Origin of the sequence: Streptomyces sp. PA03-6a, from assembly GCF_033792765.1 — a bacterium.
GTDB lineage: Bacteria > Actinomycetota > Actinomycetes > Streptomycetales > Streptomycetaceae > Actinacidiphila.
In genome coordinates this window covers 1-13,715 of record NZ_JARAVK010000241.1, presented here as the reverse complement: position 1 = coordinate 13,715, position 13,715 = coordinate 1, and the positions used below count along the sequence as shown (strand labels likewise).

Sequence of the window (13,715 nt, the reverse complement as noted above, 5' to 3'; positions counted from 1 at the left end):
CCCTCCTGGACGCGGGCAGCTGGCGCCCCGCCACGTCCACCCTGCTCCCCTACGTCGACGTCGCCGTCTGCTCCGCCGACTTCCACCCCCCGGGCACCTCCACCCCGGCCGAGGTGTTCGCCTTCCTCCACGACGCCGGCGTCCGCTGGACCGCCGTCACCCAGGGCCCGTCCCCCATCCTCCGGCCCGAGGGGCAGATCCCCGTCCCCTCCGTCACCCCCGTCGTCGACACCCTCGGCGCCGGCGACGTCCTCCACGGTGCCCTCGCCCACCACCTCGCCGCCCACATCACCCCCCGCCTCACCCCACCCGCCTTCGACACCGCCCTCGCCTTCGCGGCCGACATCGCCTCCCGCTCCTGCGGCTCGTTCGGCACGCGTGCGTGGATGCGGGCGTGAGCCCGTCCGTGCCCGGGACCGGCGTTCAGGACCGCCCGCGGCTCCGCCCCGCGAACAGCGTGAACAACACCACGCTCACCCCGAGCACGGCCCACCCCACGGCGGTCTCCGACAACGAGGTCTGCGTCCGCTTCGGCAGCAGCGACAGGCACCCGAGCACGACGAACATCGCCCCCAGGTAACTGAGCCCCGCCGTCAGCACCCACCGCACCATCCGGCCCGATCGCACGTTCGGCGACTGTTTGCCCATGGGGATCCCGCCCTGTTCCTCGACGATCTCGCGACACCGGGGGCCGGTCACGCTCGGCCCCTCCGCAGTGCTTCAACGCCCGCCCACAGTCACCGACACGGGCGTACGAAGTCGCGAATACACGGGTGTTGCTCACGGGACCGGTGTGAATGGGCTAGCGGCAGCCAGTGGGATGCCGCCGCGTCATCGCTCGCGTCGACTTCGTAGGGCCAGGGCCCCCGCCGCGAAGATGACGACAGCGGTGGCCAACACCGTCCAGAAGAAGCCCGATTCCTGGAGAGATCGCAGGGCGTCTTGAGGAAGCAGGGCGAAGATGAGCAGGACCAGCCCAGTTGCGAGTGCGTAGCTCACTCCCGCGCCCAGGAGAACGCGCAACGCGCGGGAAGCCAGCGAGGGGTGCATTCGAGAGGGCATGGTTGCTCCGGCTGTCACTCGGTGATGAAGTGGCATTGCGATGCGCGCCTGGTGCCAGCGACGAAGAAGTCCGCGCACGCCTTGCCGTAGTGCTTCAACGTGTGGTGCGTCGTGTCGACACGGCCGATCGAACTGTGAAGCGTGCACTTGCGGTGCGTTTCGCCCCTGCTGATGAGGTAGGTGCGGCCATTCGTGTCCGAGTAGCGCCAGTCGATACGCCAGTTGCACCAGTTTCCTCCGGCGCTGTCCATTCCGAAGCTGTCCTGCACAGAGGCCTCATGGCGATCCACATTCCGGCCCGACCCGCGCACGAAGTGCCCAAGCGTGGTGGTCGGGAGGCAAACCTCCTGGCCCTTGGCGTCCAGGCAGAAGCCGACCACCTTTGCGTACCCCACGGCACTTGCCGACGCGGGCGTCGAGAAGCTGATCACCGTCGCGACTGCCGTGGACGTGGCCAGGGCGACCTGCGACACGTAGCGCGTCACCGCGTTCACTCGACCCATGGAAATCCTCCGATGCTGCTCTTGATGTCGTGACGCACCAGCAACGGCGGATCGGATTCGGGCGATACGTGGTGTTGCGTGCCGGTGACACAAGGTCGCTCGGGGGAGTGGTGCAGGAACCTTTAAGCCACAGTCCTGCAACCGCCTACCGGGGTGGATGCACCTGGCCAGCGGGGTGCTCCGTGACCGGTCGACCGGATGCCCGCTCCGGCCGACCGGCCCATGGGACGCGGGGAATTACTCGACCGGTGCCGCCACAATCGGATCGTCGGCATGACGTGAGTTCCGTGCCCGGAACCGCACCAGACGGCGGGTCGAGTCGGTCGCGGACCGGGGCGGAATCAGGGTGAAGGCCATGACCAGCTTCGCGGGCTCAGCCTGGCCGTCAGAGATGGCCGCGAGCACGTCGCCCTCAGTCGTGCCCTCGACGACGGGATAGACCAGCGCGACACCCGTGTCCGGTCCGACATGCGCATCCCCGATGGGGACGGGAGCAGCGTCGGTGTTCCCTGCCACATCGATCAGCCGTTGTGCCGCCGTGCGATGTTCCACGCTCGCGATGCGTCCGAAAGACGGCTTTCCGGGCTGTCGGCTGCGTCGGACCAGCGACAAGGGTACGGAGCCAAGAACCGAGGCTTCCATGCGATTGGCCTGGGTGAGCTGGGGAGCGATCAGCAGCCAGTCGTCGACCTTGGCGAGCGTGCCGTCGAGCTGTGACAGGTATTGCAGGTGCGGCTGGAAGATGCCCGGGCGCTCCCACTCCAGCGAACTGAGTACGGCGATCAGCCCGGAGTGCGTGACCCGTGCCGTCAGAGCCGAGAACGTCCGCGCCAGTCCACTGCTGCTGTCCGGCGGATTGGTGAAGTCCGCCGTCTGTCCTGAGAACGCGCTGAGCAGAGGATGCCACCGTTCCGTGTTGCGCCGCAGTGCCGCGGCATCCACGGGGTACGCGGCGGGCTCAATCGGCTTGCCGGGCGAGCGCACCTCGACGAGTTCGGCGTTGAACATCTTGTTGCGCGCGGAAGGCTTGACCCACGAGAGGTGCTGGGCGACCAGAGGAGGTACTTGGGCGGGCGTGACCTGGGGTTTGCCGTCCACGAGGACGGAGTATTGCGTGAGCTGCTGCCGGAAGAGCTCCTCGTCGCGGCAGATCGCCTCGAAGGCTTCATAGAGATCCGCGGAGGAGGTCTTCGTGAGGGACTCCTCGCGACCGATGAAGAGACGCACGAGATCCCGGTAGCCGGGCCGGAACCCGAACCACCGCCCCATTTGCATGAGGGTGTCCGCCTGGCGTGTGGTGCGGCGGTAGTAGGTGATGGTCAGTCCCTCGATGGTGAAGCCGCGGGACAGCTTTGTGCCGCCGACGAGGATCTTCCAGACGTTCGGCGTCCGGTCGAAATCGAGGTCGATCTGTGCGAAATCACGGTCGGAGTCGCCATTGACGATGACGACGGGATTCCCGCCCTTTGCTATGAGCTGCCGGGCACGGCTGATGAAGGGCCGGAGTTCCTCGTACGACGCCGGGTTCGGCAGACCCTCGGCCCTTGCGGCTGAAACAGGGGCGAAGTCGCTCGCCCACAGGTCCGCGAGACGTGCGTGGCCCTCGCTCGATGAGTAGCCGGCCGCGTGCCACATCGAGTTGATGCGCTGAGCAAGGGCGGCATGTTCGGCCATCCTGACCGATTCGTGGACCAGCATCGTGTGATGACGGAAGGGCTTGTCAGGCACTCCCTGCGTGGCGCGGAAGAGCTTGAGAGCGCCAGTGAGGACGAAGGCGTCCATGGCTTCCTGCAGGCGGTCGTCGGTACCGTCGTAGATACCGCGGACGTGCGCCTTCTCCTGGGAGTTGGCTACGGTGCGCTCCTCTGGCTCGAACGACGCGTCCAGGTCGTGGAAGTCCTGGACGCCCATGTACCCGTCGGGCCGGGGCAGCGAAATGAGGAAGTCGCTGGGGAAGATGTCCTCTGCGTCGCCCGGGTCGACGAAGACGTTCGCGAACGGCGTGGCCGTGTAGCCGATGTACTGGCCGCGGGGGAGGAGGCCCAGCAGCTGAGAGATGAGGCTGTTGATGGCCGTGCGCTCCGTCGCGCCCTGCTCCCACTGCTTCGGGTTCGATGTGTTCACGGAAGCCTGATCGGATTCGTCGTCGATGATGAGGGCAGGCAGCTCGCCGAGAATGCCGTGGATCTGCTTGAGGTCCTTCACCAGCTTCGTCAGGACACTCTTGTTCTTCTTGACGACCATCACCCGCGCTGCCGCACGGTGCAGGTTGACGGGGTCGCAGAGCGGCAGTGTCGGCTCGCGCTTCTCGAATTCAAGGGCCCGGATGCCCTGCGCGAGGCTCTTGTAGTCGTTGTCACGGGTGGTGAGGCGTTCGATGTCGAAGGCCCGGAGGGCGGACGGCCGGTCACCGTGGCGGACGAAGTCGGGCCAGTCGTCGTCGTCCCCGGCGTAGTCGATGCCAACGAGCGAGTCAGGGTCATCGGGGTCAGCTCCGCGGAGGATGTTCTCCTGGCCTATCAGCTCCATGTCGAGACGGCGCTGGGTCTGGGCGCGCAGGAGGTTGAGCGTGCCGCCGAGCACGATGACGAGACGGTACCCAGCGTCGATGGCCTTTGCAGTGACTCCGGTGAAGTTGGCCGTCTTGCCCGACTGGACGTATCCCACCACAAGGCCCTTGGCCTGGCGTACGGCGGTCTGCTCAGGGTCGGAGAGCCGCTCCACGACCGTACGGCTCGCCTCGTCGAGGCTTGCGATCGCCGCCTCGGACCAGCCCTTCTCGCGGAGCTTGCGTTCGTAGGCCGTCCAGTAGAAGGAACGCGCTGCAGCCTGCTCAGAACCGTACCAGGGGGTGTGTTCGCGGGCGATGACGGTCACCGGCGCCACGTGCGCCACGGGAACGGCTGCACTGAGCATCTTGCGCAGATCGTCACCGAAGCGCAGGCGGTCGTACACCGCGCTGCGGCGCTCGTCCGTACGGGCTTCGGTGTCGGGGGACCACCGCGGCTGTTCCTCGAAGTCCCACTTGGTCAGGGCGCGGGCCCACAGCGCCGTCAGTGCCCCGCCTTCGGCTTCATCGTCCGCGAGGCGTGCGCAGAAGGCCGCCTCGCTGAGGTCGGCGTCGGGGAAGTCCTCATCGGCGGCAAGCGCCGCCCATTTCTCGAAGTGGCGTGGACTGGCTGTCATCCCTGCGAGTGCCGAGGTGTGGACTTCAAGCAGTGCGTCGCTCAAGGGGATTCCTCAGGTGTGCGCGGTCGGCGGTGCCGCTGGTGGCGTGGTCAGGAGATGGCGCGGGCGCGGCGCTCACGCTGTGCGAGCACGGAGGCCAGCAGGATGCTGTTCCAGTACTCGATGCGGTCGGCGCGCTTCCTCTCCCAGCGGCCGAGCCCGAAGGAGTCCTGGAGGAGGAGGTACATCAGCGTCTTGGTGACTGGTGCGTCGTTCGACCCACCGCGCTTGCCGTCGTTGAAGTCGTCCCTGAAAGTCTTGTTGAGAAGGATCGTGTGACTGTCGCGGTCCAGGTCGAAGAAGCGGTCGTCAGGAAGCGTGACCCACTCGATGCGGATCGGGTCTTCACCGCCCTTCACCGGCAGTTCCTCAGCCACCGCGCGCTTCACCTTCGGGTCGACGCCCTTGCCCGGGGGTATCACTGAGGGTCGTTCGATGACTGCCCGTGATGCGCCTTCGCGGTAGGCATCCTCCGCGTCGGCGAGATAAGCGGAGAAGAACGCCCCATCGCCGTCGGTGGCCTTTTCGACGCCCCGGGTGAAGGCGGGGGTGACCTCGACCCCCTCCTTCTTCACGGTCAGGCTGAACACCTCGTTCGCAGTGGCCGGCAGGTCTACCGCGATCCTGGCGAGGACGAGATGGCCCTCGGGGCTGCGAAGGTTGCTCCAACCGCCGGCCTGCACGAGCCGGTCGTTCCGGTAGAAGTAGAAACCTTGCCGTTCGAGGAGCGAGCCGATCTGGCGGAACCCCGCCTGCTTCGACTTGGCGGGCCAGATGTGTGCCTGCAGCCCGACCTCACCCACTCCTTCGACTTCGGCTTTGAACGTCTTGGGATAGCCGGCCTTGCCGGGCACCTTGCACGCGAACGGGTCGAGGGGATCGACACTGATGTGATCGGTCTCCTCCCCGGTTTCCACGTCCCAGACAGCTATGTCGAGGTTGAGCCCGTTGGCCAGGAAACGGTGCAGGTGCAGCCCGAGGTGCATCTCCAGTCGGGATATGGCCTCCGACAGGAACTGGTCGCTCTGCCCGCGGGCCACCGTCTCGAAGGCACGCACTCGGTCCCAGCGCACGATCGTCCCGTGCCACTCGATGAGCCCGTCGTACACGTCGATCTGCTGCTGCGCGAACTGCGGATCAACGGTGTCGCAGCGGAAGCCGTCCTCGATGCCCTCGGCGGTGAGCTTCCGGCCAGCTGCGCGGCTGCGCTTGGTGCGGCTGATCACCGTGAGGGAGCGGGCATGCGAGAGTGAAGCGGCCTTGAGCCCGGTGCCGTACATGCCGAGCGCCTGTCCGCCGTACTCACGGCGGCGGCCTACGGTCATGGCGTCGTCGAGCTCCTGGTCGCCCATGCCGTGGCCGTTGTCGAGGACGAGTAGCGACACGATGCGTTCACTGTCACGCAGGAAATGCACGACGACCGACTCCGCACCCGAGTCGATGGAGTTGTCGACCAGGTCCGCGATGGCCGCTTCGAAGCCGTAGCCCTGATTGGTCAGGGCCTTCGCGTACCCCGCGTCCGGTGGAAGACGGGTGCTGCCGTTCGTAGGGACGTCGTACTGCCAGCTGGCGGGCAGTGCGGGAGAAGAAGACATGCGCTCGTGGTTCCTCGGACAGCGACGGGGCAGGCTGGCGTGGCCGGTCTCAGCTTCGGCAAGCAATGATGAAGATATTGCGAAGACCGTACACAGAGGGTCTTCTATACCGAACCCGGCGCCCAGGGGAAGCCCCGGGTCCAACGCGGGTCACCGCGACCCATGAACAGGACTAGCCTCGGAAACATGTCTGACGCTGCCGAATGGGAGGCCCCGGAGGGATCCTGGGCGTCGTCGGCGGCGCGCCGGCGCAACATGCAGGCTATCCGCAGCCGGGACACGAAGCCCGAACAGTTGATCCGCCGGCTCGTGCACGCCCGCGGACTGCGGTACCGAGTAGCCGCCCGCCCGCTTCCTGAACTACGCCGCACGGCCGACCTGGTCTTCCGGCCCACCAAGGTAGCCGTGTTCATCGACGGGTGTTACTGGCACGGTTGCCCGGAGCATTACAAGGCACCAAAGGTGAACCCCGGGTACTGGTCCGACAAGGTCGCCCGCAACGTGGCGCGGGACAGAGACACCGACGAGCGCCTCAAGGAAGCTGGGTGGCTCGTGCTCCGCTTCTGGGAGCACGAGCCCTCAGGCCTCTGCGTCGACGAGATCGCCGCTACGGTGATCGCCAGGCGTGCCGCTCTCGCCCGGCAATGAGAGGTCCAGTGGCTCCTGCGTCCCGTACAGGGGCGGCAGGGCCACTTCGCCGCTAGCGGCAAGACGGTAGCCCTTGAGCAGATTCTGTTGGTCTGCTGGCCGGAGCACCGCGGCGATCGCTCTGCCGATGGCCTCAGCGACAGGCGGAGGAAAAGCGTTGCCCACTTGACGGTATTGCGCGGTCTTCCGCCCTTGGAAGTCCCAGTCCGGTGGGAACCCCTGAACCCTGGCGGCCTGCTTCACGGTCAGCATGGGGCCGTCCGGCCTGAACAGGTCACGCTCCGGAACGCAGTCCTCAGGGTCGTTGGCCACCCCCGTACCGTCCACGCCCAGATGGGCCCATGCGCGCTTCGCGCGCGTTGGACCGAGATCAGCGCCACCGTGCTTCTTGGAACCGCCCACGAGCGTCGGAGCGATGGCAGATCGGCCGGCCTTCTTCCGCCAGGCTTCGAAAGCTTCTTCGCCCGTTTTGCCCGACTCGACGGGTGACCTTTCCCAATAAGGGAGATAGCGTTCCTTCATTGAGGATTCAAGCGCCTCCTGCAGCGTTTCCGCGGAGCCCTCGATTCCCTGGGGCCACGTAAATTCCTGGCCGTTCATGTGATCCTTGTGAATGGCGACAAGAATCGCGCGAGGCCTGAGTTGCGGCACGCCGAAGTCGGCCGCATCGACCCGGCGCCACACCTTGCGCATCTCCCAGTCCTGCCGCTCCACCGGCCAGTCCGGGTTAATCTCCGGGACGGCGTATCCCATTTCACGCAGCTGCTCCAGGATCCAGCGCCGGTACTCGATGAAAACGCCGGGGGGTTCCAGGATCCCCCGTACGTTCTCGATCATGATGGCCCTGGGGCGCAGCCTGTCGATAATTTTGAGGGCGGCGGGGAAGAGGTCGCGGTCGTCGTCCGGCCCCAATTGCTTACCGGCCAACGAGAATGGCGGACAGGGAACGCCTCCAGCGAAAAGGTCGATTTTCCCGAATCCGTCATCCGGAAGTTCTTTGAACTGCTCGGATGTGAGGAATTCATTCACATCCTGTGGCGCCAACCGGGCTGCCTTCTGCTCGGTCCAGCCGGGCCATTTGACCGCGTTGGCCCTCAAGGTGGCGACGGCGTGGGGATCCCATTCGACGAGCGCGAGGTGCTGGAAGCCTGCCTGGTGCAGTCCTACGGCCTGCCCGCCCGCCCCCGCGCAGATCTCGATGGAGGTAAGGCGCTCAGGTGACTGTTCTCCCAGGCCGCTGCCAGCCATCGGTGTGCTCCTCGTGGTGTGGCGCAAAATAATGCCACGCTACCAGAGGCGATCAGGCGCGGACTGCCTGGTTCCCCGGACCTGCTCGGGCGCCCCGGTTCAGGGCGGGCAGCGGAGAACCGGGGCACTTCATCACGTCAAGGAGCTACCGCGGATGTGCTGGAGGAGGGTTTCGATGTCGCTTGGGGCCAGACCCGCCGCGACAGCGGGCTCCTCCTCGAGGTCGGCCAGCTGCTGCACCGTGGGGTCATCGAGGATCTTCCCCATGAAGTCGAGCTTCTGCTTCAGGCGCGCCTCCACGACTTCATCGATCGTGTTGCGTACCGCGAGCACGGTGACTCGGGTGTCGGTCCCCGGCGCCAGGCCGAGGCGATGGATGCGGTCCAGGCTTTGCAAGTATCGTCCGGCCATGAAGTCCCGGTCCACGTAGACGGCGTCGTGGCAGACATGATGCAGCGAGATTCCCTCACCGAGAGTTGCGGGATTTGAGATCAGCACCATGCAGCTCGGATCCTCACGGAAACGCCGGAGCTGCTCTTCCCTGTCTGGTGTGCCGCCGTACACCGTTGCCGGCGCGTACTTCGCGAAGAGCCGTTCCAGGGTCGTCAGACTGCGGACGAACGTGGTCCACACGAGGGTCTTGCGCCCCTGGGCCGCGTTCTCGGCCACAATCGCAATTGCTTCTTGGTACTTCGGCGACAGCTCGTAATCAGGCAGATTCTGCAGAAGTGAGTAGAGCGAGTCACTCTTGGGGATCTCCAGCGGAGGCAGCTGATACGCGAGCGGCTCGTAGCGGCTGGTGCCTTCCAAGAGGAGCGCCGGGCTGGTGGCTGCCATGAGGAGCCGCAGCGCGGTTCTCCCCAGGGCGCTGAGGTCGTCGCGGGCGTTACCGCCCGATCCCTTCACCAGGGACTCGTAGATTTCCTCGTGGAGCGGTGGCAGGTCTACGTAGCGGATCTGGGTGTTCACGGGCGGCAGGCCGAGTTCCTGCTTGGTGGTTCGCGTGAACAGGGGCCGGAGGACGGTGCTCGCGTGGCCGAGGTCGCCGCCGGCGACAGCCTGGACAACACTGCGCTGCCCATGTCCTGGCCAGACGAAGCCGAGCAGGCTCTCGAGATCCTTCGAACCGTTGGGTGCGGGAGTCCCAGTGAGAATGAGGCGACGGCGGGCGAGAGGACCCAGGGTCATGCACGCGGCACCGTAGGTGCCGCGTGCCCCGAGCTTCATACGGTGGGCCTCATCGAGGATGATCATCGCCGGGCCCGCCTGCAGCCATGCCGCGAGCAGACCGAGAGAGCGATCGAGCCGCTCGTAGTTGACGATCAGGACTTCCATCCACTGGTCCTGCGTGTCGCCGCCCAGGACGTTCGTGCGCAGCGGCTGTCTGAAACAGGCCGCGGTTTCATACTGCCACGATTCGTAGGCGGACTTCGGGCACACGACGAGCAGGCGGCTGACTTGTCCGGCCGCCCTCTGTGCCGCGTAAACGGCCAGGGCGACACGGGTCTTGCCCGCACCAGGAACGCTGAAATTGGCTCCGTGCTGGAGCGACAGGAGCTTGGCGATGTCCCGCCGCTGAAACGCGCTCAGCTCAGCGGTCCAGTCATCTCCGAGCAGCGTTGGAACGTCATCCGGGGAGACTTCGGCACTGTGCTCGGCCGAGCTGAGCCGCCGCTTGACGGTGTTCGCATCCTGGACGATGCCAACGACGAGTGCCTGCAGTTCGGGAGCCCACTCGACTCCTGTGGCGTGAGGCCAGCTCCCGAGCGCACCGAGGTCCGCCAGCAGCTCGTCGAGTGCGACGGAAGCAGAGAGAGGGCCGAGCTGGCCGCCCGTTCGGAAACGGGCGGCCAACCGGATGAGTTCGTGCCGGTACTGCTCGGTGGTCGTGAGGACGACCTTGGTCCTGGAGGAATCAAACTCCAGGCGAAGGGAGACCCCGGACATGGTCACTGCGCGCCTCCGGAAGCGGCGGCGTCGAGAAGCCAGGCAACACCGTCCCCCGGGTTCGGCATACCGCGTCCCGCCTGCTGAGCGAGCTTGACGAGACTGTCGCGGAGCTTCACGACGGCATCATCGAAGGCTTCCTCGTCCAGGGTCCGCTGTGCACGTGCCTGCACGAGTTCCACCACGCACTGGTCGATGCTCGCGATCGCCTCGCCGAGCCGTGCCGGAGCCAGCTGCTTGCGCTTCCTGATGCGCGCGTCACGGCCGGCCGCGTCGATGGCGGAGTCAAATGCCTTCTCGGCGTCGTCGAGGAGGGCCTGAGCCTCAGCCTTGTCGGCATCAAGCAGGTCGCCACCGCTGCGTACGGTGGCGGCGGCGCGCAGTATCCGGTCATTGAGCGAGCGAGCGGACGAGACCTCGGACGACGCCGCAGGGACGCTGATCCCGAGGCCCGGGATCGCTACGCCTTCCGGCTCCTCGGCCCCTCCCGACCCGGACACGCCGGCCGGCATGGTCTTCTCCAAGTACTGTGCCTTGAGGAAGTCCTCGTCGATGTGCCGGACGTCGGTCTTGGAGAACCCGAGGAGAATGGCCGCGAGCCGCCACTCCTTCAGTACCTCCGCTGCGTCGTGGTCGAGTGTCTTGAGCTTGTCGTACAAGCGCTGGAGTTCCTTGAGCTTCTCCTGGTCGCCTTCCCAGTCGACCAGCCTGAGCCCCGTCCCCCCGCCGCTGCGGCTACGTTCGATGAGGTCCTCGATCACGCTGAGGATCCAGCGCTCCTGGTGGTACGTGGGCGTCTTGATCCGGAAGTCCTTGGCGATCGCCTCAGGAGTCCTACCGAGCTCCGCCTGCTCCTTCATGGCGAGCAGCCGGTTGATGTACGAGTAGTCCCGCCGGTGGTCCTTGCGCAGCTGCAGGGACAGCTCGACGGCGTTGATGTCCGACCAAGTGAAGGATTCCGGGAGTACCCCAACGCGCATCGACTGAATGCCGAGTTCGCGGAGGGCGGCGGCCCGAGTGTTGCCGTTGACCAAGATCCCGTGATGGGTCACGAGGCCAGGGTCGTTCTGCCCGAAGTCCTTCAGGCTCTCCTTCAACTTGTCGAACTCCGGGTCACGGAGGCTCGGATTGGTGGGCTGAACGCTCAGCAGGTACTGCAGGTAGTTCTGACTGTCGTCGCACCACGCGTCCTTGTCGAGCGCCGCGTCCCGCGCCGGGTCGTGGCTGCGCTGGGCACGGATGCGATGCGTCCCAGGGTTGAAGTAGAGCGACTTGACCGGGAGGTCGATGACTTCGACGTGGGCCTGCTGCTCGTTCCAGTCGACGGTGACCGTTTCGCGGGTGCCGCCGGCGCTCTTCACTTCCTCCAGACGCTTCTTGATCAACTCGCTGAACTCAGCCGCGCGCGGCGGTGGCGGAAACTCCCGCATGGTTGTGCTCCCTCCCCGTTGTTACTTGGCAGCCACGGCTTGTGCGATGGCCGAGCGCGATTCCATCGGCAGGGTCCTGTAGAGACCCCACAGCTTCTCCAGAGGTTCCTGATCGCGCCGGTCCGCCGCGATCCAGCCGGCGAACACCGCACGTTCGAACGGGGCGAGCCCGTCTACCAGAGCGAGCAGGGCATCCAGCTCCACGGTGCGATCGCCCGCCGCTGCTCCGCAGCGCTTGCACTCGGTGACGAGCTGATGCGTCACCTTGTCACCGGTGAGACGGACCGTGCGGCGGGCCACGTTGAGCTGGGCAACCTCCACGCCGCCCATGTCGTAGACCTCGCCGCTGCCGATGCCACAGGTCCGGCAGATGAAGTTGTCGTCCCGCCACACCTTGACCCGCTGAGTCGGCGACAAGCTGCTCTTGTGCTTGGCGATCTTCGCCTGACCGGGGACCCAGATTTCAGCACCCTTGGTGACGTACCGCTGTTCCACCGCCTTCAGGGCGGGGTCGTCGCGATTCGTGTCGATCCGCCAATCATGATCCCGCAAATCCCGCAGGCGCCGGTCGATCTGGGCGACGCCCGGGAAAGCGTCCCTAAGATCGGTTTTGGTGAAAATGTTCCCGACCCCCACCTCCGACTCCAGCCACAGAGCCACGCGCACCTTGCTTCCGTACTTCGGGTCCTGCCACGACGGCTGCATTGTCTGCGTCCTTACGCAATTGGGTTATTTGTCTGCATTTGGTGAATGCAGTACTGCTCCGCTGCCATGCGGGCATGGCGAGACGTCGTCCCCCCCGCTCCGTTGCCGGGCGGTGTGTGGCGTCCAGTCTTGACGGGCCGTGCAACCGCAGTCCAGCACAATTCGTGTTGACGTCTAAGTGGCAACAATTCATTCCGCAGCGGGAATGCGGAGGGGACCGGCAGCACTGAGATGCTGGGATGTCGATGCGGCGAAGAGCCAGGGGGCGGGATGGCTGACGGAGGGGTTCAGGAAAGTTCCACGGGTTTGTCGCTCGCGAGGGTGGAACTAGCTGCCAAGCTCAGGTGGCTCAGAACGGAATGTCTGGGCGTGTCCATGGCAACTTTGGCTGGCCATCTGGCTGCGCGCGGGTACGGATCGGTGAAGGACAGAAGCGGGATCAGTCGGTACGAGAAAGGGGAGCGGGTCCCCGACGACGACTTCGTGACACTCCTCTACGAGGCCGCCGCGGAGAAGGCCGGGAAGTCGCTCGGATTCGGCAAGGCCGATCTGCTTGCGTTGTGTGCCAAGGCCAGGAGTCGTATGTGTTCGAGCTGCGCCACCTCGGGGCGGGCAGTGAAAGCGATGAGAGGTGCGATGAGGCAGCTCCGCCGGGAGAACCAGCGCCTGCGGGCGGACAACGATGAGCTGCGCAGCGACGCTAGGGCCGGCTTGGCGGAGAAGTCGGCGAACAGGCGTGGGGCGGCATCGTTGCCGGTCCCGCATGTCGATGGGGACCGGCAACGATGGGACCGTGATGTGGCGGCCGCGCGAAGCCTGGTGGAGAGCGTCCAGCGACTCCACGCGCGACGGGATCAGGTGGCGGTCGTCACGGTGATGCGGCGGACCGGTGAGGTCCTCACGCCAGCGGAGAGTGCCACGGCGCTTGTGCTGCTCAGGGAGTTGAGCGAGGACCAGCTGGCGGACAACCTGCTCCACATCTACGGACGGGAACAACCTGAACGGGATGTCATTGAGGCGGCGTTGGCACTTCACGAGCACGGTTATGACCGCGACGCCGGCGCTTTGCTTAAAGCGGCCACGAGGTAGCCAGCCGGCGGTCAGAGGGTCCGGGCGGGTCGCGTCCGCGGACCGCCCATTCGGGGACGCGCCTCGGGGCCTGCGGTGACCCGCGTGCGCGTCCCGCGCGACGCGCACGTGCCGCGGGCGGAGCATGGGGCCATGAGGCAGAGCGAGACGCCGGTCACGGATGGGTTCGAGCAGGCGATGGAGGCGTTGCGGAGGGCGCCCTACGGGGTGGTGGACGAGGCGTTGTGGGAGGTGGAGGGGAGCGTGTTGCGGGAGGTGCG

The 13,715-nt window shown here is 66.2% G+C and carries 11 protein-coding genes; 3 read left to right on the top strand and 8 right to left on the bottom strand.

The features are described 5' to 3' along the window. On the top strand, positions 1–398 hold a 398-nt coding region (locus PV350_RS37410; RefSeq protein WP_500337919.1), incomplete at its 5' end, for a PfkB family carbohydrate kinase. A gap of 25 nt (positions 399–423) precedes the next feature. Here PV350_RS37410 and PV350_RS37405 read toward each other — a convergent pair. From PV350_RS37405 to PV350_RS37390, 4 genes are all read right to left on the bottom strand, one after another. After that, the gene (locus PV350_RS37405; RefSeq protein WP_500322641.1) at positions 424–699 is read right to left on the bottom strand and encodes a hypothetical protein; all 276 of its coding nucleotides are present in this window, start codon (positions 697–699) and stop codon (positions 424–426) included. Between the two features lie 377 nt (positions 700–1,076). After that, positions 1,077–1,556 carry a hypothetical protein gene (locus PV350_RS37400; protein ID WP_500337918.1) on the bottom strand — a complete coding sequence of 160 codons (480 nt, stop codon included), beginning with the start codon at positions 1,554–1,556 and terminating at the stop codon, positions 1,077–1,079. Positions 1,557–1,802: 246 nt separating this feature from the next. Then, entirely contained in the window at positions 1,803–4,796 is a 2,994-nt protein-coding gene (locus tag PV350_RS37395; RefSeq protein ID WP_500337917.1) for a Z1 domain-containing protein, read from the bottom strand. Between the two features lie 47 nt (positions 4,797–4,843). After that, positions 4,844–6,388, bottom strand: coding sequence for an ATP-binding protein (locus PV350_RS37390; RefSeq protein ID WP_500337916.1), 1,545 nt, complete (start codon positions 6,386–6,388; stop codon positions 4,844–4,846). A gap of 186 nt (positions 6,389–6,574) precedes the next feature. Here PV350_RS37390 and PV350_RS37385 point away from each other — a divergent pair, with 186 nt between their 5' ends. Then, positions 6,575–7,036: a very short patch repair endonuclease gene (locus PV350_RS37385; RefSeq protein WP_500337915.1), complete on the top strand. Its 462-nt coding sequence runs from the start codon at positions 6,575–6,577 to the stop codon at positions 7,034–7,036. Here the strand turns inward: PV350_RS37385 and PV350_RS37380 are convergent. The 4 genes from PV350_RS37380 to PV350_RS37365 all read right to left on the bottom strand — a co-directional run bounded on the left by PV350_RS37380 (position 6,968) and on the right by PV350_RS37365 (position 12,366). Continuing rightward, on the bottom strand, positions 6,968–8,284 hold the full coding sequence (locus PV350_RS37380) for a DNA cytosine methyltransferase (protein ID WP_500337913.1): 1,317 nt from the start codon (positions 8,282–8,284) through the stop codon (positions 6,968–6,970). The genes PV350_RS37385 and PV350_RS37380 overlap by 69 nt on opposite strands. A gap of 132 nt (positions 8,285–8,416) precedes the next feature. Continuing rightward, positions 8,417–10,231, bottom strand: a complete 1,815-nt coding sequence (locus PV350_RS37375; RefSeq protein ID WP_500337921.1) for a DEAD/DEAH box helicase — start codon at positions 10,229–10,231, stop codon at positions 8,417–8,419. Between the two features lie 2 nt (positions 10,232–10,233). Continuing rightward, a complete protein-coding gene (locus PV350_RS37370) occupies positions 10,234–11,661 on the bottom strand; it encodes a hypothetical protein (protein ID WP_500337911.1) in 1,428 nt (475 codons plus the stop codon). Between the two features lie 21 nt (positions 11,662–11,682). Then, positions 11,683–12,366: a KpnI family restriction enzyme N-terminal domain-containing protein gene (locus tag PV350_RS37365; RefSeq protein WP_500337910.1), complete on the bottom strand. Its 684-nt coding sequence runs from the start codon at positions 12,364–12,366 to the stop codon at positions 11,683–11,685. 420 nt (positions 12,367–12,786) lie between these two features. On the opposite strand from PV350_RS37365, the gene PV350_RS37360 reads away from it, so the two are divergent. Beyond that, positions 12,787–13,455 carry a hypothetical protein gene (locus tag PV350_RS37360; protein ID WP_500337908.1) on the top strand — a complete coding sequence of 223 codons (669 nt, stop codon included), beginning with the start codon at positions 12,787–12,789 and terminating at the stop codon, positions 13,453–13,455. Positions 13,456–13,715: the final 260 nt, after the last annotated feature.